This window comes from Novosphingobium malaysiense (assembly GCF_000802225.1).
GTDB lineage: Bacteria > Pseudomonadota > Alphaproteobacteria > Sphingomonadales > Sphingomonadaceae > Novosphingobium > Novosphingobium malaysiense.
In genome coordinates this window covers 176,134-196,336 of the sequence record NZ_JTDI01000003.1, presented here as the reverse complement: position 1 = coordinate 196,336, position 20,203 = coordinate 176,134, and the positions used below count along the sequence as shown (strand labels likewise).

General features: G+C 63.3%; 18 protein-coding genes and 1 tRNA gene. 9 read left to right on the top strand and 10 right to left on the bottom strand.

Annotation, left to right across the window (positions count from 1 at the left end):
- Positions 1–62 precede the first annotated feature (62 nt).
- Positions 63–695, bottom strand: coding sequence for a hypothetical protein (locus LK12_RS08820; RefSeq protein WP_039282313.1), 633 nt, complete (start codon positions 693–695; stop codon positions 63–65).
- 120 nt (positions 696–815) lie between these two features.
- On the opposite strand from LK12_RS08820, the gene LK12_RS08815 reads away from it, so the two are divergent.
- Positions 816–3,116, top strand: a complete 2,301-nt coding sequence (locus LK12_RS08815) for an ATP-dependent helicase (protein ID WP_039282311.1) — start codon at positions 816–818, stop codon at positions 3,114–3,116.
- Here LK12_RS08815 and LK12_RS23795 read toward each other — a convergent pair.
- The 3 genes from LK12_RS23795 to LK12_RS08800 form a co-directional block, all read right to left on the bottom strand.
- Positions 3,113–3,925: a sugar phosphate isomerase/epimerase family protein gene (locus LK12_RS23795; RefSeq protein WP_082010439.1), complete on the bottom strand. Its 813-nt coding sequence runs from the start codon at positions 3,923–3,925 to the stop codon at positions 3,113–3,115. The two genes, LK12_RS08815 and LK12_RS23795, sit on opposite strands and share 4 nt — an antisense overlap.
- Before the next feature lie 46 nt (positions 3,926–3,971).
- Entirely contained in the window at positions 3,972–5,318 is a 1,347-nt protein-coding gene (locus LK12_RS08805; protein ID WP_039282308.1) for a DEAD/DEAH box helicase, read from the bottom strand.
- A gap of 153 nt (positions 5,319–5,471) precedes the next feature.
- The gene (locus LK12_RS08800; RefSeq protein ID WP_231568299.1) at positions 5,472–5,921 is read right to left on the bottom strand and encodes a hypothetical protein; all 450 of its coding nucleotides are present in this window, start codon (positions 5,919–5,921) and stop codon (positions 5,472–5,474) included.
- A 278-nt stretch (positions 5,922–6,199) separates the two neighbouring features.
- Here LK12_RS08800 and LK12_RS08795 point away from each other — a divergent pair, with 278 nt between their 5' ends.
- Both LK12_RS08795 and LK12_RS08790 read left to right on the top strand, forming a co-directional pair.
- Entirely contained in the window at positions 6,200–7,621 is a 1,422-nt protein-coding gene (locus LK12_RS08795; protein WP_039282302.1) for an FAD-binding oxidoreductase, read from the top strand.
- 113 nt (positions 7,622–7,734) lie between these two features.
- Complete coding sequence (locus LK12_RS08790) at positions 7,735–8,505, top strand: SapC family protein (RefSeq protein ID WP_039282300.1); 771 nt, start codon at positions 7,735–7,737, stop codon at positions 8,503–8,505.
- A gap of 276 nt (positions 8,506–8,781) precedes the next feature.
- Here the strand turns inward: LK12_RS08790 and LK12_RS08785 are convergent, their stop codons facing one another.
- Positions 8,782–9,735, bottom strand: coding sequence for an N-formylglutamate amidohydrolase (locus LK12_RS08785; protein WP_039282297.1), 954 nt, complete (start codon positions 9,733–9,735; stop codon positions 8,782–8,784).
- Positions 9,736–9,885: 150 nt separating this feature from the next.
- Here LK12_RS08785 and cpdR point away from each other — a divergent pair, with 150 nt between their 5' ends.
- Both cpdR and LK12_RS08775 read left to right on the top strand, forming a co-directional pair.
- Entirely contained in the window at positions 9,886–10,260 is a 375-nt protein-coding gene (gene cpdR, locus LK12_RS08780; RefSeq protein WP_039282294.1) for a cell cycle two-component system response regulator CpdR, read from the top strand.
- Between the two features lie 99 nt (positions 10,261–10,359).
- A tRNA-Val gene (locus LK12_RS08775) sits at positions 10,360–10,434 on the top strand.
- A 62-nt stretch (positions 10,435–10,496) separates the two neighbouring features.
- Here LK12_RS08775 and LK12_RS08770 read toward each other — a convergent pair.
- Positions 10,497–11,258 carry a crotonase/enoyl-CoA hydratase family protein gene (locus tag LK12_RS08770; RefSeq protein WP_039282292.1) on the bottom strand — a complete coding sequence of 254 codons (762 nt, stop codon included), beginning with the start codon at positions 11,256–11,258 and terminating at the stop codon, positions 10,497–10,499.
- Positions 11,259–11,393: 135 nt separating this feature from the next.
- Here LK12_RS08770 and LK12_RS08765 point away from each other — a divergent pair, with 135 nt between their 5' ends.
- The 3 genes from LK12_RS08765 (at position 11,394) to LK12_RS08755 (ending at position 15,323) form a co-directional block, all read left to right on the top strand.
- Entirely contained in the window at positions 11,394–12,623 is a 1,230-nt protein-coding gene (locus LK12_RS08765) for an NADP-dependent isocitrate dehydrogenase (RefSeq protein WP_039282289.1), read from the top strand.
- 406 nt (positions 12,624–13,029) lie between these two features.
- Positions 13,030–13,698: a hypothetical protein gene (locus tag LK12_RS08760; protein WP_039282287.1), complete on the top strand. Its 669-nt coding sequence runs from the start codon at positions 13,030–13,032 to the stop codon at positions 13,696–13,698.
- A gap of 242 nt (positions 13,699–13,940) precedes the next feature.
- Positions 13,941–15,323 carry a mechanosensitive ion channel family protein gene (locus tag LK12_RS08755; RefSeq protein WP_231568298.1) on the top strand — a complete coding sequence of 461 codons (1,383 nt, stop codon included), beginning with the start codon at positions 13,941–13,943 and terminating at the stop codon, positions 15,321–15,323.
- Between the two features lie 20 nt (positions 15,324–15,343).
- Here LK12_RS08755 and LK12_RS08750 read toward each other — a convergent pair whose 3' ends face one another.
- From LK12_RS08750 to LK12_RS08740, 3 genes are all read right to left on the bottom strand, one after another.
- Positions 15,344–16,096: an MBL fold metallo-hydrolase gene (locus LK12_RS08750; RefSeq protein ID WP_039282285.1), complete on the bottom strand. Its 753-nt coding sequence runs from the start codon at positions 16,094–16,096 to the stop codon at positions 15,344–15,346.
- The gene (locus LK12_RS08745; protein WP_039282282.1) at positions 16,093–16,503 is read right to left on the bottom strand and encodes a DUF302 domain-containing protein; all 411 of its coding nucleotides are present in this window, start codon (positions 16,501–16,503) and stop codon (positions 16,093–16,095) included. The genes LK12_RS08750 and LK12_RS08745 overlap by 4 nt, the downstream gene beginning before the upstream one ends.
- 195 nt (positions 16,504–16,698) lie before the next feature.
- The gene (locus tag LK12_RS08740) at positions 16,699–17,796 is read right to left on the bottom strand and encodes an acyltransferase family protein (RefSeq protein WP_039282280.1); all 1,098 of its coding nucleotides are present in this window, start codon (positions 17,794–17,796) and stop codon (positions 16,699–16,701) included.
- 234 nt (positions 17,797–18,030) lie between these two features.
- Here LK12_RS08740 and LK12_RS08735 point away from each other — a divergent pair, with 234 nt between their 5' ends.
- On the top strand, positions 18,031–19,131 hold the full coding sequence (locus tag LK12_RS08735) for an NAD(P)/FAD-dependent oxidoreductase (RefSeq protein ID WP_039282278.1): 1,101 nt from the start codon (positions 18,031–18,033) through the stop codon (positions 19,129–19,131).
- On the opposite strand, the gene LK12_RS08730 is transcribed toward LK12_RS08735, so the two are convergent.
- Entirely contained in the window at positions 19,128–20,168 is a 1,041-nt protein-coding gene (locus LK12_RS08730; RefSeq protein ID WP_231568297.1) for a transporter substrate-binding domain-containing protein, read from the bottom strand. The two genes, LK12_RS08735 and LK12_RS08730, sit on opposite strands and share 4 nt — an antisense overlap.
- Between the last annotated feature and the right edge of the window lie 35 nt (positions 20,169–20,203).

Sequence of the window (20,203 nt, the reverse complement as noted above, 5' to 3'; positions counted from 1 at the left end):
GGATGCCAAGAAAAAGGGCGTCAGTTCCCTGACGCCCCATCTCGTGGCGGGTTTTCATGGGATCAGATCCCGCTGGGATTGCGGCAACTGTCCTGAATTTCCCTGGTGCAGACCGGATAGTCCTTGTTCATTGCCGAAGCTGGCGGCGGCGTCAGTGCTCCCTCGTAGGGGCCGCCCTGGTAGCTTTCATCGGCCGGCATTGCGGGAGGGACGTCCTGACTCGCAGTTTCGGGATCGGGCACGCCCCTGGTCGGCATGCCGGTTCCTGGAGGATTGGCCTGGCCTGGCGGAGTGGTAGGCACCTTGCCTGCCAGTTGCTGTACCACCGACTTCCAAGCCAGCGCCTGTTGCTCGGGCGTCATGTCGTAGATCCTGCCGCGCTGGTCGGGCGTCAAGGCCCAGTAGCCCTCCTGCTGTTCGGGCGTCAGCGTCCAATAATAGACCTTGTACTTGTTGGGCCACGATTCGTATTCGGTCTGCTGGCTCGGTGCCAGAGCATCATAGGCGGATTGCTGATCGGCGTTGAGGGTGGGCGCATCAACCATGCCGTCGGCTGGTTCCATCGCATCCGACTGCATCGAGGCATCCATCGGGGCCTCGCCGGAAACTTGGGCATCGGCACCTTGCGCGAGAACCGCAGCGGGCGCGACCGCCAAGGCAAACACGGCAGTACCGTTCAGAAGCAACTTACGCATAGATCACTCTCCGTCGCTGGTTGTGATGTCGCTTGACCGACGAACCGGCCCGGCCAATGTTTCCATGCTTGCGACGAAGCGACCTTGCGCAGCGTCTGTCCGTTCCCTAGTTGTTCGCGGGTGAACGACCAGCAAGACTCCCTGCCATCCGACGCCCATGACCCTTTGCTGGACGGACTGAACGCGCCGCAGCGCGACGCCGTACTCACGACCGAGGGCCCCGTCCTGATGCTGGCCGGGGCTGGTACCGGAAAGACTTCCGCCCTCACGCGGCGCCTGGCGCACCTCGTCCGGGCCCGGCTTGCATGGCCCAGTGAAATCCTCTGCGTCACCTTCACCAACAAGGCGGCGCGTGAAATGCGCGAACGGGTCGGGCACCTGATCGGGCCGGCAGTCGAAGGCATGCCGTGGCTCGGCACCTTCCACTCGATTGCCGCCAAGATGCTGCGCCGTCATGCCGAACTGGTCGGGCTGCAATCCAATTACACGATCATCGACACCGACGATCAGCTCCGTCTGCTCAAGCAGCTCATCCAGTCGGAAGGCGTGGATGAAAAGCGCTGGCCGCCCCGCCAACTGGCCGGCTGCATCGACCGCTGGAAGAACCGCGGCCTCAACCCGCAGGATCTCGATGCCGGCGAAAACGAGGCTTATGCCAATGGCAAGGGCCAGCATTTCTACCGGCTCTATCAGGACCGGTTGAAAGCGCTGAACGCCTGCGACTTCGGCGACCTGCTGCTGCATATGCTGAACATCCTGCGCACCAACCGCGAGGTGCTAGAGCAGTACCAGCAGCGTTTCAAATACGTGATGGTGGACGAGTATCAGGACACCAATCAGGTCCAGTACCTGTGGCTGCGCCTGCTGGCGCAAGGCCGCCAGAACATCTGCGTGGTGGGTGACGACGACCAGTCGATCTATTCATGGCGCGGCGCAGAAGTTGCCAATATTCTGCGGTTCGAAAAGGATTTTCCTGGAGCCAAGGTGATCCGACTGGAGCAGAACTATCGCTCCACCCCGCAGATCCTCGCCGCCGCTTCCGGCCTCATCAACGAGAATAGCCAGCGCCTCGGCAAGACGCTCTGGACCGAGAAGCATCCCGGCGACAAGCTGCGGGTCATTGGCGTATGGGACGCGCCCGAGGAAGCCCGCCGGGTCGGCGACGATATCGAACGGCTCGAACGCGAAGGCGCCCCGCTCGATCAGATCGCCATCCTCGTGCGCGCCCAGTACCAGACCCGCGAATTTGAAGACCGGTTCATAAGTATCGGACTCAAGTACAGGATTATAGGCGGATTTCGGTTCTACGAACGCGCCGAGATCCGCGACGCGCTGGCCTATCTGCGTGTGATCGCCCAGCCGGCCGACGATCTCGCCTTCGAACGCATCTACAATTCACCAAAGCGCGGCCTTGGCGCCAAAGCGCTGGAAAAGCTGCACTTGCTGGCCCGGCGCCGGTCGATCCCGCTGGCGGCGGCGGCGATCGAGATCGTGGATACCGACGAACTCCCCGCCCGTGCCCGCAACACCTTCCTCTCCCTGATGCGCGACTTCGCCCGCTGGCGCGAACTCGAGAAAACCGAGAACCCGGCCGACCTCATGCGCACGGTGCTCGACGAAAGCGGCTACACCGATGCCCTGCAGGCAGAAAAGACCGCCGAAGCCGCGGGGCGCTTGGAGAACCTCGCCGAACTTGCCCGCGCCATGGAGGAATACGAAAGCCTCGGCGATTTCCTCGAACACGTCAGCCTGGTGATGGATAACGAGGCCGCCTCGGAAGAGGAGAAGGTCACGATCATGACCATGCACGCGGCCAAGGGGTTGGAATTCGACCACGTCTTCCTGCCCGGCTGGGAAGAAGGCGTGTTCCCCTCTCAGCGCTCGCTCGACGAAGGCGGGCTCGCGAGCCTTGAGGAGGAACGCCGGCTCGCCTACGTGGCAATCACCCGCGCGCGCCGGAAATGCACGATCCTGCATGCCGCCAACCGTCGCATCTACGGCCAGTGGACCAGTTCGATCCCTTCTCGTTTCATTGCGGAACTCCCGGACGATCACGTCGACAGCGAGACCACTCTGTCCGGGGGCGCTTCGCTGTGGCGCGCGCAATGGTCGGAACATGCAGATCCTTTCGCCGATGTAGCCCGCGCTCAGCCCGCCCGCACCGTCACGCGTGGCCCTGGATGGCAACGTGCGGCGCGGCAGCAATTCGATCCCAAGCCGCGCCGAATTGCCGAAAGCACGCGCAGCGCCGCCAGCTTTGCCGCCAAGCCGCGCACCGATCTTACGATCGGCGCGCGCGTGTTCCACGAGAAGTTCGGTTACGGCACGATTGCCGAGCAGGAAGGGAACAAGCTGGAGATCGAATTCGAGAAATCCGGCCGCAAGCGCGTGCTCGACAGTTTCGTAAAGGCTGCGGACTAGGCTCCCCAGCGCGTCAGACGCTCGGACAGCCATTCCACGCTGCGCGCGATTGCCGTCCCGTATCCTTCCGCCTCGATGGCCGGTCCGAGGAACTCGATGTCGAAGTACCCGGCATAGCCGGCTTCCAGCAGTTCGCCGATCAGCCATTCAAGCGGGATGGAGCCGTCACCGGGCACGCGGCGATTGAACTTCAGATCTTCACCCACCCGGAAATCGCTGACGTTGACGATGAGGAACCGTTCGTGATGCGCGCGAAACAGCCGCGGCAGATCGCGTTCGTGCCAGCAGTTCTGCAGCTCCACTACCGCGCCAAGATCCGCGCGCTCGCCCAGTTCGCACGCCGCAGCCAGCGAACTCACGAAGCCCAGTTCGCGATTGGCGACGGAGTTGTGCTCCACGCCCAGTCGCACGCCGTTTTGAATTGCATAGCCGTTGGCCAGCCCCAGCATCGCGACCAGCCGGTCGAAGGCTTCATCGGTGGGCATGTGCTCGGGAGCCGGCCCCGACACAGTAAAAGCCGAAGGACATTTCAGGGCGACCGCGGCGTCGATCAGCGGGCGCAGATGACCCAGCGTTGCCTGGGCATCGTCGATCAATGAAGCACCGCCGGCTCCAACCGACGCCACCGTCATGCCACTGCCCCGCACCAGGTCGATCACCTCATCCGGTGGATCGCCAAGACGCGCGGCAGTCAGCGAGACAGCGCCAACGCCCATGCCAGAGAGGAAATCCAGTGTCCGGGCAACGGGCCAGCGCATCGCTGACACTACGCTGACCGAAACGCGAGGATGAACGGAGGCCAAGGTCATGGTTCCATCCTAAACGCTGGAACCGAGATGTGTCGCGGCGTTTCGTTCAGGCCAGAGCGGAAACCTTGAGGAACTCAGGAACGGGGCCATTCCAGCCATCGTCGGCCGGTTCGGGCTCGGAACGGCGCGGGCGGCGTTCCCTGCGCGGTTCTTCCGAACGCATTTCGGTGGTTTCTTTGCGCGGTGCACGCTCGGCACGGTCCGCGCCCTCAACCTTCTTGGCACGTTGCGGCCGCTTGCCCTTGGGCTTTTCCTCGACAGCCTCTGCAGGCTGCTCGTCGGCAAACTCGAACACAGGGATTTCGCCACCGGTCAGCTTTTCGACGTTCTGGACAGCCTCGGCATCGTCCGGCGTGACGAACGTGAAGGCGCGTCCGCTGGCCCCGCCGCGGCCGGTTCGCCCGACGCGGTGGACATAGTCGTCCGGGTGCCAGGGCGTGTCGAAATTGAACACGTGGCTGACGCCCTTCACGTCCAGGCCGCGTGCAGCCACGTCGGAAGCGCACAAGATATTCACCTGGCCGTCCTTGAACCGCTCCAGTTCGGCGATGCGCGCCGGTTGATCCATGTCGCCATGAATTTCCCCCGCAGCAAAGCCGTGTTTTTTCAGGCTCTTGGCCAGTTCCCGCACCGTCGTCTTGCGATTGCAGAACACGATTGCCGTCGAAACGTCATCGGTGCGCAGAAGGTGGCGGAGAACTTCGCGCTTCTTGCGCGGGCTTACCGGAACCTTGTATTGGGCGATGTTGATGTTCGTCGTCGCCGGCCGCGCGACCTCGATGTATTTCGGGTTGGACAGGAACCGGTCCGACAGCTTCTTGATCGGCGGCGGCATTGTCGCCGAGAAGAGCATTGTCTGGCGGTTCGTCGGCAGCTTGGCACAGATGCTCTCGATATCGGGTATGAACCCCATGTCGAGCATGCGGTCGGCCTCGTCGATGACCAGGAGTTCGCAGCCGGTAAGCAGAATCTTGCCGCGCTCGAAAAGGTCCATCAAACGCCCGGGCGTGGCGATCAGCACATCGACGCCTTCGGACAACGCCTTGACCTGATCGCCCATCTGAACGCCGCCTATCAGCAGCGCCATCTTGAGGTCGTGGTTCTTGCCGTACTTCTCGAAGTTTTCCGCAACCTGCGCAGCCAGTTCGCGGGTCGGCTCCAGGATGAGCGAGCGAGGCATCAACGCGCGGCGGCGACCATGCGCGAGAATGTCGATCATCGGAAGCACGAAACTGGCGGTCTTGCCGGTGCCCGTCTGGGCAATGCCGATCAGATCCTTCATCATCAGGACCGGCGGGATCGCCTGCGCCTGAATCGGAGTCGGTTCGGTGTAGCCCGCGGATTCAACCGCTTGCAGCAATTCATCAGACAGGCCGAGATCGGCAAAACTCATAGGCAGTAGATTTCCGGAAATAAGATTGTTCGCACGTTTCCGGTGTCGGGCTGGAATGCATATCCCATTGCGAAACCGTTGGCGCGATTGCGCGCGCCCTATGCGCAAGAGGGCATCAAAGTCAAGGAATTCCCGCCCTGGCGTTCGGAACGATCAGCGTTCGGTCTGGACGAGTTGCCGGACGCGGGTCAGCTTGCAATTCATTCCATTGCGCGAAAGCAGCGTGTCGCGATCGACGCACAGTTTCCCGTCAGAGGTCTTCGCGAGGTAGAAACCCGAATAGAAGTCGCGCGCCCGACAGGACCGCTCCAACTCTGCGGCGATCAACCTGCGGTCCCGCATATAGAGGAGCAGGCGATTTCCCCGGTCCGGCCGGACGCCCGCTATGCCTGCGACAGGCAGGCATTTACCGATTTTCCGCTCGCTGAAATGCACGCTGAAATCGTCTTCCGGAATGCCCACGAACATGTCCGGGGGCATCGGCGCCGGTGCCCGGGGCGAAATGCGGATCTGCACGCGCTGTTCGATATGCACCTGCCAACCGGGCTGCGGCTCCACGCTTTGCAACATACGGACGGCAAAGGGCCATTCCGGCGTCAGCACACGTGGCGGAACGTCGGGCCAGGCGAAATGGGGCGAAGATACATCGGCCCGGGACTGGCTGGTCTGATCGTCGGCTTTCGATTCGCTATCGACGGCACCGGCCGCAGGCAGCAGCAAGGCAATCGGATAGAGAAGAGCGGCAGCGAGATTCATTCTTGAGCAAGTCCCCGGAATACGGCCATGCCGATCCCCAAGACTTACGACAAGACCTTGAACCACCGCTTAACTCGACAGGTTGGTGGGATGAAACACGTTACGGTCTGTGCCATAGGAAGAGCATGACGACCTCAACGCAATTCCTTGAAGATGCCGCGGCCCGCCTGGGCCCGCGCGGCCTGACGCGCGACGCCGAGCTCATGTCCCCCTGGCTCACAGACTGGCGTGGCCGATATTCCGGCCAGGCCTGCGCCATGGCGTCGCCGGCCAGCACCGCAGAGCTCGCCGAGTTGGTTCGCCTGTGTGCAGCCCACGGCGTTCCGATCGTCCCGCAGGGCGGCAACAGCGGCATGTCCGGCGGTGCAACGCCGGATGAAACAGGCGACGCCATTCTGCTTTCGCTGCGCCGCATGAATACGATACGTGACATCGATGCCGATGCCCGGCGGGTCACCTGTGAAGCGGGCGTGGTACTGCAGACGTTGCACGAGGCCGTCGAAGAAAAAGACCTGCGCTTTCCCCTCACCCTTGGAGGAAAAGGGTCAGCGACCGTTGGCGGCCTGATTTCGACCAATGCGGGAGGCTGCCAGGTGCTACGCCATGGCTCCATGCGCGCGCTCGTGCTCGGGCTGGAGGCCGTGCTTGCCGACGGACAGGTCTTCTCGATGCTCACCCCGCTCAAGAAGGACAACCGCGGCTTCGATCTCAAGCAACTGCTGATCGGCTCGGAAGGCACCATGGGCATCGTGACGGCAGCAACGCTCAAGCTGATGCCGGCAATCGCCGATCGCGTGGTCATCTGGGCAGGCGTCTCTTCGCTCGGCGCTGCGCGCAGCTTGCTGCTTCATTGCGAGGATATGGCGGGCGACGCGCTCGAGGGCTTCGAGGTCATGCCGCAGGCGTGCCTCGAAGCCGTGCTCAAGCACCTCCCGTCCGCACGGCCTCCCCTGGTGGAAAGCCACCCCTGGCACGCACTCATCGAGGTGGTCGCGGACCGCTCATCCGCAGCGACCTTGCGCGAGCGGTGTGAAGGGATGATGGCCGCAGCCTTCGACAAGGATCTGGTCGAAGATGCGGCCATGTCGACCAGCGAAGCGCAGGCCGAGGCGTTCTGGCTGCTTCGCGAGTCGGTCGCCCCGGCCGAACGCGAACGCGGCCCCGCCGTCCAGCACGACATCTCCGTTCCGGTAGAGAAGATGCCCGATTTCGTCCAAACCACCGCGCCGATGATCGAGGCGGAATGGCCGGGAACCGAGGCCGTCGCATTCGGGCATCTCGGCGACGGGAACGTCCACTACCACATCATTGCCCCACACGTTACCGACGGGCTGGCCTGGCAGAAGACCGAAGGCAAGGCGATCAGCAGGCGCGTACATGACCTGGTGACCGAGTGGGGCGGATCGATCAGCGCCGAGCATGGGATCGGCCAGCTCAAGCGCGACGAGTTGGTACGACTCGGCGATCCCGTCGCCCTATCCATGCTGCGCGCGGTGAAGAACGCACTCGACCCGCAGGGACTTCTGAACCCCGGCAAACTGGTATGATGCACTGGGTGCCGAAATCCCCGAAGCGGGCAGGTACTGCGCTTGCGCGGTCCCGAACCAGCCTCTAAAGCGGCGCCACGATTTTAAAGAGCCCTATCCGCGGAGATTATAAAATGGCGACCGCGCCGCAGAATCCTGCCCTGCCCCTGTTCTACAAGGACCTCATTCCGCTCAATTCGCAGCAGCATGCGAACTGGAAGACCCGCTCCACCGACAAGGCCACCTGGCTGGTAGGCGTGAACTCGATTCCGCTAACGGTGGAAGAGTTCCCGCAGGCGCAGCGCAACTTCCCGATCATTTTCACCGCAGGCGACAATCCCATCCCGCTCGCACTGATGGGCATGAACGAAGGCATCAATGTCTTCGTCGATGACGACGGTACGCTGAATACGCCGGTATACGTGCCGGCCTACGCCCGCCGCTATCCTTTCATGCTCGCGAAGCTGCGTCCGGAGGCGGAGGAACTGTCGCTGTGCGTCGACCCCACGAGCGGGCTTGTCGGCGAAATCGATGAAGGCGAGGACCTGTTCGACGGCGCCGAGCCGACCGAGACGACCAAGAACATGCTCAAGTTCTGCGAGAACTTCGAGGTTGCGGGCAACAAGACCGCCAATTTCATGGCCGACCTCAAGAAGCACGACCTGCTGATGGACGGCGAGCTCAACATCGACACCGGCAACGGCCAGCCGTTCAACTATCGCGGCTTTCAGATGGTCGACGAGAACAAGCTGCGCGAAGTGCGCGGCGATGTTCTGCGCCAGTGGAACCAAAACGGCATGCTGCCGCTTATCTATTCCCACCTATTCTCGCTCGAACTGGTTCGCGACCTCTTCGGTCGCCAGATGGCCCAGGGCAAGATGCCCCAACCTGTGGCAAACGCCTGATTTCAAAGGCAAGGGCGGAGGTTATGGCCAATTTGTCACACTTCCGCCCAATCTTTTGGCGATAACGTCGCAGGGCTGGACAAAACGCCTCCGTTTTGCATCAACGAATCGCTTGAATGTCGGCCCGGGCATGCGTATGTTGGCTTTGCCTGGTCGGCGCTACCCTCATGGCCCGGTCAGGTTGGTGCACATCGTGCACCTCCTCCCTGAACCTTGGCCACCTCGCGCGATGCGCGGGGTGGTTTTTTAATGGATCCTGCGAACACGGGCCCGGGCTTACTCCGCGGCGAGCGGCCACCCCTTTCCGTTCGCCTCCTGCCCGATTTCGGACACAAGCGCGGCCAATCGCCGGACCAGTACGCTCAAATCCTCTACCATGGCCGTTATTCCCGCTCCGGGCTCCGAGAGGCCGGGATCGAGATAACGACTTCTGTCGATCTCGATTTGCAGTGCATGGACGCCACCACGAGGATCAGCGTGTCGCTCCAGCACATAGCCGCCGGCATACGGTCGATTGTGCGCGGCCTCCCGTCCACTCGCTGCAAGTTGTGCAAAGGCGGTCGCGATCAAGCTTCCATGGCAGGTTGCGCCAAAGCGGTCTCCGACCACGACTTCCGGCGGCGCCACGCCAAGCCTTCCCGAAAGCGGCGGCATCGAGTGCAGATCGATCAGCAGCGCCGCCCCCCACCTTTCGCGCAGGGCCGAAAGTGCGCTCGCCAGAGCTGCATGGTAGGGCTGGTGAATGCCCGCGATGCGCTGGTCGAGTTCAGCCCGCTCCAGTCGCCGCCGCCAAAGATCGCCAGCACCGGGAAGGCGTCGCGGGATGAGACCGAGACCGCTGCGCACCCGGCGGCTAGGTAGCGGCAAGGGACCTTCGGGTCGTCCCGCGCGCGAAAACATTTCCCAGTCGACATCGTCGGGAGCCCGGTTGAGGTCGATCATCGCCCGAGGCGCATTCGCAATCAGAAGATTGGCGCCGGTTGCCCGGGCGATGCCCTGAGCGAGACGATCCACGTAACGGTCTTCCAGCCGCAAGGCGACGGATTCGGCGTGACGCATGTCGCGCAAAAGTGCCAGCGGGTAAGCTCTGCCGCCATGCGGCACGGCGATCAGGACGGGAATGGCCGATGGCTCGTTCGCATGAAGGGTGAACGCCGCAATCCCCTGCGCACCGGGGATCCACCCGCCACGCTCGGTTTGCGAATCGCTCTCATCCCAAGTTTCGGCCATGACTGCAAAGCTGGCCGTTTCATCTTGTCGAGTCAAAGCGTCCCGTTACCGGTCAATGCTGAATCCGGACGAGAAAATTAACTCAGGAAGGGTTATGGGTATCCTCAGAAACGCAGTCGCAGCCACACGCAACGAATTGGATTTGAAGCGATGATCCGCATCCTCCTAGCCGAAGACGACCAAGCCATGCGCACCTATCTCGCGCGGGCACTCGAGAACGCCGGGTACGATGTGGTCGCCGTCGATCGCGGCAGTGAAGCCCTGCCCTATCTCGAATCCGAGGAGTTCGATCTGCTCCTCTCCGACATCGTGATGCCCGAGATGGACGGCATCGAACTGGCCCAGCGCTGTGCCGAGGTCTCGCCCATGACAAAGGTCATGTTCATCACCGGCTTCGCCGCGGTGACCTTGCGCGCAAGCCGTGAAGCGCCGCAGGCAAAGGTGCTGTCCAAGCCCTTCCACCTGCGCGATATCGTGATGGAAGTGCAGCGCGTGTTCGGCCTGAGCGCCCACGCCCAGCTCTGACTTCGAATTTCCTGTCCAAAGTCGCTTGCATCGACAAAATGTCGACGCTAAAGGGCCAGTCCTCCGAGCGGGACACACGTTCGGAGGCTCGAAAGGAATGGGCGTATAGCTCAGTGGTAGAGCACTATGTTGACATCGTAGGGGTCGCTGGTTCAATCCCAGCTACGCCCACCATTCCATGACGCCAGTGTCTTGAAACCCGCCGCGAAAACGGCGGGTTTTCTACGTTTTGCGCTCTATTCGCCTTTCCACTCCGGCTTGCGCTTCTCGGCGAAGGCCCGCGCGCCTTCCTTCGCGTCTTCCGAGGTGAAGATGTGAGCGATGTAGGGATTCTGATAGGTGTTGATGTCTTCCACCGGCCAGAGCCACGAATCGCGCACGATGCCCTTGGTGGCGATGATCGCCAGCGGCCCGTTGGCCACGAGGGTTTCCGCCAGTTCGCGCGCGGTCTCGAGGGCGGGGCCCCGGGACAGGCGGTTGACCAGACCCAGCTCGTGCGCACGCCGGGCGCCGATAGGGTCGCCGGTCAGCGCCAGTTCCATCGCCAGCGGACGCGGCAGCATCCGGGGAAGCTGCACGGCCCCGCCCCCGGCAGCAACGAGACCGCGCTTCACCTCCGGGATGCCGAACTTCGCATCTTCGTGCGCGACGATGAGGTCGCAGGCGAAGGCCAACTCCATCCCGCCTGCCAACGCGTAGCCATCGACCGCCGCGATCACCGGCTTTTTCGGCGTCCAGGTGGTGATGCCGCCGAAACCGCCGCGCTCGTCGACCGGCAGTTCCCCGCGCAGGAACCCCTTGAGATCCATGCCCGCGCAGAAGGTGCCCCCTGCCCCGCTCAGGATCGCACAGCGCAGGTCCGCATCCGCATCGAGCTGGTCCATCGCCGCCGCGATTGCCTGTGCCGCCGCCTTCGTCATGGCGTTGCGCTGCTCGGGCCGGTTGATCGTCACTTCCAGCACGCCGCCGCGCGCTTCGACCAAGACCTGTTCGCTCATTCGATCCTTCCTCCCTGCGATTTGTGTCAGGCTGGCCGCCCGAACCCGGCCTGTAAAGCCGATACTTGCCTTGCTAAGCGCATCTACCGTGCCTAAGAGACGCCCAAATTCTCATCCCCAGGGGAGCTTTCGCGAATGGCAAAGATCAAGGTTGTAAACCCCGTCGTCGAGATGGACGGCGATGAAATGACGCGGATCATCTGGCAGTGGATCCGCGAACGGCTCATTCTCCCGTATCTCGACATCGACCTGAAGTACTACGACCTTTCGGTTGAGAAGCGCGACGAGACCGACGACCAGATCACCGTCGATGCCGCCAACGCCACCAAGGAATTTGGCGTTGCCGTGAAGTGCGCGACCATCACGCCCGACGAGGCCCGCGTCGAGGAATTCAACCTCAAGCAGATGTGGAAGTCGCCCAACGGCACCATCCGCAACATCCTGGGCGGCGTCGTCTTCCGCGAGCCGATCGTGATTAGCAACGTGCCCCGCCTGGTTCCGGGCTGGACCGACCCGATCGTCGTCGGCCGTCACGCTTTCGGTGACCAGTACCGCGCCACCGACACGCTGATCCCGGGCCCCGGCAAGCTGCGCCTCGTGTTCGAAGGCGAAGACGGCAAGGTGATCGACAAGGAAGTGTTCGACTTCCCGTCCTCAGGCGTCGCCATGGCCATGTACAACCTCGACGAATCGATCCGCGACTTCGCGCGCGCATCGTTCAACTACGGCCTCAACCTCAAGTGGCCGGTATACCTGTCGACCAAGAACACGATCATGAAGGCCTACGACGGTCGCTTCAAGGATCTGTTCCAGGAAGTGTTCGATAGCGAAGGCTTCGCCGAGAAGTTCAAGGCGGCCGGCATCACCTACGAACACCGCCTGATCGACGACATGGTCGCCTCGGCGCTCAAGTGGTCGGGCAAGTTCGTCTGGGCCTGCAAGAACTACGACGGCGACGTCCAGTCCGACACCGTCGCGCAGGGCTTCGGCTCGCTGGGCCTGATGACCTCGGTCCTCATGGCGCCCGACGGCAAGACCGTGGAGGCCGAAGCCGCTCACGGCACCGTCACCCGCCACTACCGCCAGCACCAGCAGGGCAAGGCGACCTCGACCAACCCGATCGCCTCGATCTTCGCCTGGACCCGCGGCCTCGCCTATCGCGGCAAGTTCGACGGCACCCCCGACGTGACGGCCTTCGCCGAAACGCTCGAGCGCGTCTGCATTGAGACCGTCGAGGAAGGCAAGATGACCAAGGACCTCGCGCTGCTCATCGGCCCTGACCAGAGCTGGATGACCACCGAACAGTTCTTCGAGGCCATCGTCGAGAACCTCGAAAAGGAAATGGCCAAGCAGGGCCTCGGCTGAGCCCCCTGCCCCCAAGGCTTTCAAAGGCCCCCTTCCGGCGACGGGAGGGGGCTTTTTCGTGAGCGGCCGCCCGGCAAACTTCAATTTTCAAACTTCGCCCACTCCAGCCATGGTGACTTCAATAAAGGCCTTGTTTTTCAGGGTGCTGCACGACGCATAACTTCACACCCCCGCGAGGGGCTGAAGGAAGGATCTGAACGGTTCAAGGAGCACGGCAAGACAGATGCCGCGCGCAGTGTGGCAGGCGTGGGTCATGTAGGAAAATGGCGGAGAGGGAAGACGCAGGCGCGGGACAACCGGTTATTGGGCGCCATGTCATGATCGCGCTTGCTGCACTGCAAAATCACTGCTTACATCGGTCCTCGGGCGCATGCGGGCGGTATGCTCGGTTCGAGGAGGTAGCGGGATGAAGTTGCGGATCACCGGCGCGGGGCTTGCATTGACGATGTTGACAACGGCCAACGGCCCGGCGCTTGCGGGGGCATCCCAACAACCCGGCAATCTTTCGGAGGCAGCAGCGTCTGCGCCTCAAGACACCCCGGCATTGGAGGCAAAGGCCCAGTTCGTTCCGGCAGATTTCGATGTGCCGACATCGGTCGAAGCGAATGGTTTCAAGCTCGTGCCGCTGGGGCCCGCTTTGGTGAAGATCGATTTCGACGCGTACATGTCGTCCATCGAACACTTGCAGAAGACTTTCAGCCGCAGCACCGCCTGGCCCCACCCGGATATTTCGGATGCCGATGCCATGCTGGACATGGAAACCGAGCAAGGCAGGTTCGAGCAGCGCACGTCCTTTGCCTATGCCGTACTCACCCCTGATGGTCTTCGCGAGCGGGGTTGCGTCTATGTCTATCCGAGCCCGGTCAAAGGATACGATGCCATGGTCAGAATGTGGGTGACCGAGGCCGAATACGACGCAGGTTTCGAAACCGAACTCTACAACTGGGTTACCCAATGGATCCAGAAAGACTGGCCGTTCGACACCGTAGCCTACCCCGGACATTCCGTGGATTGGGCGACGTGGGACGATCTGGTGGCAGCGAAGAAGGCCGGCGAATTGCCTCCGGAAGCATAAGCTCCCGGAAACCTGCCCAGCATTGATCGCCGCAAGGCCAAGCGTAGAGATCCCCGGCCTGGCCTTCGCGTAGCCGACAGGCCCATGCTTCGGTTGTCAGGTCCTATTCGGTTTGACACGAAGGCCCGAACGCCACCATCTTCGCCCGGGTACAGGCTAGGCAGAGGATGGCAGTGGGCGTGGGATCGGAAGTCAGCAAGGCGATACGTGTCCGCGCCGCACACCCGGGCCAAGGATTACGCTTGCTGGCCGTAATGGCGACGGTGCTCTCGTTCTGGGTGGCGGCTCTCCTCCCGGCCTCGGCAGCGGTCCTGCCCGACCCGCCCGCCCAGACGGCAGCCTCGCCCGCCGCTTCCCCCGCTCAGACCATCGGCGACACCAGCGTCGAAGGAGCGGACGAGCGGATCGCGCGGCGCATCGAGGGAATCTTCGCCGCCGTACCGGCGCTGCAGAACGTGTCCGTCTCGGTGCGGCAGGGCGTGGTGACCCTGCAAGGTAAGGTCCCGACCCCCGAAGATATCGACCGCGCCGAGCAGATCGCCTCGCGTATCGTCGGTGTGGTGACGGTGGAGAACAGGATCGAGCGCAGCCTCTCGGTCGAGGACAGCGTGCAGTCGCTGGGAGGATTTTCGGACAAGGTCGCCAACTTCGTGAAGATGCTGCCGCTCATTGCGGCGGCACTGGTGGTGGCGCTGATCATCGCCCTGATCGGCTATGTCCTGGCGTCCTCGACATGGCTGTGGCGGCGGCTGGCGCCGAATACGTTCCTCGCCGAACTGATTGCCAGCGCGATCCGCTTCGTCTTCGTGATCGGCGGCATCGTCATCGCCTTGCAGATGATCGGTGCGGGAGGATTGCTCGGCGCGGTCCTGGGCGGCGCGGGCATCGTCGGCATCGCGCTCGGCTTTGCCATGCGCGATACCATCGAGAATTACGTGGCCTCGATCATGCTGTCCGTGCGCCAGCCGTTCCGCGCCAACGACTGGGTGGTGATCGACCAGTACGAAGGTCGCGTGATCCGCCTGACCAGCCGCGCCACGGTGCTGATGACACTCGACGGCAACCACTTGCGCATTCCCAACAGCATGGTCTTCAAGGCCGTGATCCTCAACTACACGCGCAATCCCCAACGGCGCTTCGAATTCGAGCTCGGCATCGATGCCGATGCCGACCCGACGACGGCCCGCCACCTGGGAGTGGAGGCGCTCGAGAATCTCGACTTCGTTCTCAAGGACCCGCCCCCCAGCGCCCGGCTGGAACAGGTCGGCGATTCGAACATCATCATCAAGTTCCTGGGCTGGGTCGATCAGGACAAGACCGATTGGTACAAGGCACGCAGCAAGGCCATTCCCGCGGTAAAGAACACCCTGGAAGCAGCCGGTTTCGGCCTGCCCGAGCCAATCTATCGCCTGCGTTTCGATCCCAACATGCCGTTGCCGCTGCGCAACGTGACCGATGCGGCCGTACCCGCGGAAGCGAAGCGCCCAGCGGCAGCCGTCAAGATCGAGGAGTCGACCGAGCGCATCGCGCCCGATGCCGTCATTGCCGAAATGGTCGAGAAGGAACGCAAGGAGGCCCCCGAGGCCCGCAAGGATCTGCTCGATTCCCGGCGCCCGGTGGAATAGCTGCCGGGCCTGCCCGCCACCTAGCCCTGCATGGAAGGCCCTTCCGGCTCTTGCAGCCGGATGTAGTCCTCTTCGGGACAGTCCCCGCACAGGCGGTTAGCCGGAACCGCGACATCGATCCGCTTCGGATAGGGCAAGTCGAGTTCGGACATGATGCGCTGGAAATCGGCCAGGGAGCGCCCGCTCCCCAGACGGGCGTTGCGATCACGTTCCTGGGCCACGGTGCTCACACGCCTCTGCTGGTAATCGTGCGCCGGGAAGACGAGCGTGTCCGCCGGAAGGCTGAAGAGCTTGTCGTGGATCGACCTGTAGAGGGCTGCGGAGTCGCCGCCCTGAAAATCGGTGCGGCCGCATCCGTCGATGAGCAATGCATCCCCGGTGAACACCCGAATCGCCCCCGGCACGTCCACGAGGTAGCAATGATGCGTCTCGGTATGGCCGGGGGTGTAGAGCGGATGGAACGAGATCGCACCCATGCTCAGCGGCGCCATCTCGCTGACGCCTATGTCCGCGCACGGCAGGTCGTCCATGGACGGATAGGCCACCTTGCAGCCGGTGAGGCTGCGCAGCCGGCACGCCGATGTGACATGGTCGGCGTGGATATGGGTCTCGAGCGTGTAGGCCAGGGCAAGACCGAGTTCCTGCACGGCCTCAAGATCGCGCTCGACCATTTCCAGAACCGGGTCGATCAGCAAGGCCTCACCGGTTTCCCTATTGCCGAACAGATAGGTGTAGGTCGACGATTCGGGCTCGAACAGCTGGCGGAAAATCATGGGGAGCCATCCTGCGTGCCGCCCAGAGACCCAACCACCGCCGCCAGTTTTTCACGGACACGTTCGGCGGCCGCCTTCAGTGTCGGATTGTCGATGGCCTGCATCGAGGCGACCGGATCGATTGCCGCCACCTCGCTCCGTCCCGGCCCGGTTTCCTGCACGACGACATTGCATGGCAGCATCGTCCCCACCTTGTCCTCCGCCTGGAGCGCTTCGAATGCGAGCTTGGGATTGCACGCGCCGAGGATCAGGTAGGGGTGGAAGGACTCGCCGATCTTTTCCTTGAGCGTCTTGGCAAGATCGATCCGGGTGAGAACACCGAAACCTTCCTTCGAAAGCGCCGCCTCCACGCGTTCGGCCGCATCGGCGATGGGGAGGTCCAGGCTGGTGGAAATATAGTAAGCCATGGGAATATCCTGTGTTTTCCGTTTCCTTGCCGGTCCCGCCACGTTCCATTAGCAGAAGACCATGCAAGGCAGAACGGACGTCGACTGGCTCTGGTTCCTTGGCGGATTCGCCGCCCGGCGGCGATGCATCACGCGTCGACGATCATCATCGCGTTCATGGGGTCGCCGCGCTTCGCCCGAGCGCGCGCCCCGCGCCTACGTGAAGGCTCGTTGCCTCCGGTTCCACCGATCGCCGACGCGCCTGGCGAGGTGGCGGCCCATTGCGATTCCCGGCAGTTCCACCCAACGATACATCACGAAGCTGGCCAGCAGCGTGACGACCAGTGCCGTCACGATCCGAAGGATGTCGTCCTCGATCCAGAACGTGCCGCCGAGCGCGATCGAGTGGAGCATGTAGATCGAGAAGCTCACCTTGCCAAAGCGGGCCATGACGGCCGTGACGCGGCCGGTTTCGCGGCGGCCGGCCAGCACCACCCCGGCAAAGTAGATTGCCGGTGCGATCAGCCAGGGCCAGAACGATTGGGCAAAGGTAATTCTCGGATTGGTGAAATATCCGAACGCGACGACATTGGCGAACATCATCACCAGCAGGAACACCGCCGCCCACGCGGCCATGCGCTTCCCCGAGATCGCGCCTCCGATCCAGCGGTAGCTCTGCGCCCCGATAATGGCGGCATAGATCATGCCCAGGCGGCCCATGGGCGCACGATGCTCGAGTATCAGCGAGACTACCGTGACGAGAACCATCAGCACGGTTGCCGCCTTGCAGAGCAGGTCGATGGAACGCTCTCCGCGCCACTGCCAGCACAGCGCGAACAGTCCGTACCAGGCGAATTCGAGGCTCAGGGTCCAGGTGACACCGAGGAACGCCTTTGCCCCCACGTAGTCCTGGATGAGGAGCAGATTGGCCGCCCAGGTCTTCCAGCCTGCCGTCCACAGCCACGACAGGTGATGTGGCGGCACCAGCGAGGGAACGATCAGCAGGAGGGCATAGCAGAACAGCACACCGGGAATGATCCGGAAAATACGGCGCAATGCGAATTGCGGGATATTGAACGATCCGCGGGCCGACAGGGGCATCACGAAACCGCTGATCAGGAAAAACAGGACGACGCCGAACACCCCCGGCGAAATGGCGGGCGGAATCGCATTGAGAAAAGTTAATCCTGAACTTTCAAACGAATGCTGTACAAACACCGCGACCGCTGCAACAAGCCGAAGAGCATCGACCCATTCATAGCGGGCTCCGGAAGACGGGCCACGGGATGTCTGAAGGTCGGTCGCAGAAGGCATTGAGCACTCCTTTGCGGAACGGCACAGGTCACCTCAGGCTGACTCCGATCATGCCGTCACGGCAATGGGCCGTCGTAGGTAATCAATAATACCCACGCCCGATACTGCGGACCGCAGGCGGTGCGCCGCGCGAATGCCGGCGCTCCTCGCCCTTCCATGCAGCGCGGCTGCCGGCTGCGACGGATGATGCGCGATAGGCCTTCAATGGCGCGCTGCATGCGCTAACAAGGGGCCATGGACGAAGTCGGCGCGATCGTTGTGGGGGCAGGCGTGGTCGGACTGGCCGTGGCGCGGGAACTGGCGCTGGCCGGCCACGAGGTCATGATCCTCGAGCGCGAACGGCAGTTCGGCACGGTCACATCCTCGCGCAACAGCGGCGTCATCCACGCCGGGCTGTACTATCCCGAGGGATCGCTCAAGGCGCAGCTCTGCGTCGAAGGGCGGCATCTGCTCTACGCGTTCTGCGAGAAGCGCGGCGTTCCCCACCGGCGCTGCGGCAAGCTGATCATCGCCACCCGAGACGATGAGCTGCCTGCGCTCGATGCGGTGATGGCCCACGGCGCCGCTGCCGGTGTCGACGACCTCGAGCGAATCGGGCCGGCCGAGGCCCGGGCCATCGAACCCGAGCTGACCTGCGCCGGCGCGGTCCATTCGCCCTCCACCGGCATCGTCGACCAGCACGAACTGATGCTCGCCCTGCTCGGCGAGGCCGAGGCGCACGGAGCGATGCTGGTGGGCGAGGCGCCGGTGGACTCGATCGCAAGAGACGGGCCGCGCTGGACTGTACAGGTCGGCGAAACGCGGGTGGCCGCGCCGATCCTCGTCAATTCGGCGGGACTGGGCGCCCAGGCATTGGCGCGAACGATCGAGGCGCTCGATCCGGACCTCGTGCCGCCGCTGTTCCTCGCGAAGGGCTGCTACTTCTCCTACACCGGGCGAGCGCCGTTCACGCATCTGATCTATCCGGTACCGGGCCCGGCGAGCCTGGGCACCCATTTCACGCTGGACCTGGGCGGACAGGCGCGCTTCGGGCCCGACATCCACTGGGTCGATGCCATCGACTACACCGTCGATCCGGGCCTGAAGCCCGAGTTCGTCGCCGCCGCGCGCCGCATCTGGCCCGAGGTCGAGGAAGACCGCCTGCAGCCCGCCTATGCCGGCATACGTCCCAAGCTCTACGGGCCTGGCATGGAAACGGCAGACTTCGTTCTGCAGGGGGAAGCCGACCATGGCCTACCCGGGCTGGTAAACCTGTTCGGTATCGAATCCCCCGGCCTCACCTCTTCGCTGGCGATTGCGGCACGGGTGGCCTCGCTCCTGGGAGCGCGATCCTAGTCGCGCTGGCCCAGCGTCTGGGCAAGGCCCTCATGCCATTCGCTGCTGCGGATCTGGCGCAGGAGGGCGATGTCGATCGGCTCACGCATGGGGCTGCCCTGCCTCAGCGCAATGCCGTAGTCCTGCCGTCCGAAGCTCCCCGGCAGCAGGCGCAGGTCCTTTGCATCGCCGGTCCGCACGAGATAGCGCAGCAACGGCGCGTCGTAGACGAAGGCGTCGATTTTCCCGTCGTGCAGGGCCTTGAGCCCGGCTTCGACCGAGGGATAGCCGGAAAAGGCAATGCGCTCGCGCGTGAGCCACTCGTCCGTCGCCGTGTCGCTGATCGAGCCCACGGTGACGCTGTCGAGATCGTCGGGGCCGGAAATGGCCCCCGCCAGCCGTCCCGCCGTCAACGAAGAGGCGATCATGCCGGTGAAGGTGGAAATGATGATGATCGCGGCGAACATCCAGACCAGCGCGATGACCTTGCCGGCAACAGTGCGCGGCGCCTTGTCGCCATAGCCCACCGTGGTCATCGTCACGGCCGAGAACCAGAAGCCCGAAAACACGCCTCTGGCGCTGTTGGCGAACTCGTCCGTGTTGTGCTTGCGCTCGGCCAGCCAGAACAGGAAGCCGACCAGCAGCAGCAACGCCGAAAGCGCCAGCACCGCCTTGAAGAAGCTCCAGGTGAAGAAGTTCTGCACCAGCGAAAGCCAGGCCGTGGGCGACTTGCGCACGGCGATACCGAAACCGGTGGTGTAGAAGGGCTGCGTGAAATCGACCTTTTCCTCGCGGTCGGGCGTGATCGTCAGCGCGCCGACGCTGGCGTCGTAGCGGCCATCGGCCACGCCATCGATCATCGAATCGAGGTCGGTCTCGGCAAAGCGATAGTCGAGCCCCCGATCGGCGGCGATGGAGCGCCACAGGTCGATCGCGATGCCGTGCCATTCGCCATCCTTGCCCTTCATCGCGAAGGGCGGGGCTTCCCGCGTGGCCACGACCATCCCGCCCTGCCCGTCTCCGGCGCTGTCCTGAGCGGCGGCCTGCCCCGCGGGCAAGGCCAACGCGGCAAGTAGAAACGAAAGGAGAGCGG

Excerpts from the sequence above, each read along its gene's own strand:
- LK12_RS08820 (WP_039282313.1), bottom strand. The coding sequence starts at position 695 with ATGCGTAAGTTGCTTCTGAACGGTACTGCCGTGTTTGCCTTGGCGGTC.
- LK12_RS23795 (WP_082010439.1), bottom strand. The coding sequence starts at position 3,925 with ATGACCTTGGCCTCCGTTCATCCTCGCGTTTCGGTCAGCGTAGTGTCA.
- LK12_RS08805 (WP_039282308.1), bottom strand. The coding sequence starts at position 5,318 with ATGAGTTTTGCCGATCTCGGCCTGTCTGATGAATTGCTGCAAGCGGTT.
- LK12_RS08795 (WP_039282302.1), top strand. The coding sequence starts at position 6,200 with ATGACGACCTCAACGCAATTCCTTGAAGATGCCGCGGCCCGCCTGGGC.
- LK12_RS08790 (WP_039282300.1), top strand. The coding sequence starts at position 7,735 with ATGGCGACCGCGCCGCAGAATCCTGCCCTGCCCCTGTTCTACAAGGAC.
- LK12_RS08785 (WP_039282297.1), bottom strand. The coding sequence starts at position 9,735 with ATGGCCGAAACTTGGGATGAGAGCGATTCGCAAACCGAGCGTGGCGGG.
- cpdR (WP_039282294.1), top strand. The coding sequence starts at position 9,886 with ATGATCCGCATCCTCCTAGCCGAAGACGACCAAGCCATGCGCACCTAT.
- LK12_RS08770 (WP_039282292.1), bottom strand. The coding sequence starts at position 11,258 with ATGAGCGAACAGGTCTTGGTCGAAGCGCGCGGCGGCGTGCTGGAAGTG.
- LK12_RS08765 (WP_039282289.1), top strand. The coding sequence starts at position 11,394 with ATGGCAAAGATCAAGGTTGTAAACCCCGTCGTCGAGATGGACGGCGAT.
- LK12_RS08760 (WP_039282287.1), top strand. The coding sequence starts at position 13,030 with ATGAAGTTGCGGATCACCGGCGCGGGGCTTGCATTGACGATGTTGACA.
- LK12_RS08750 (WP_039282285.1), bottom strand. The coding sequence starts at position 16,096 with ATGATTTTCCGCCAGCTGTTCGAGCCCGAATCGTCGACCTACACCTAT.
- LK12_RS08745 (WP_039282282.1), bottom strand. The coding sequence starts at position 16,503 with ATGGCTTACTATATTTCCACCAGCCTGGACCTCCCCATCGCCGATGCG.
- LK12_RS08740 (WP_039282280.1), bottom strand. The coding sequence starts at position 17,796 with ATGCCTTCTGCGACCGACCTTCAGACATCCCGTGGCCCGTCTTCCGGA.
- LK12_RS08735 (WP_039282278.1), top strand. The coding sequence starts at position 18,031 with ATGGACGAAGTCGGCGCGATCGTTGTGGGGGCAGGCGTGGTCGGACTG.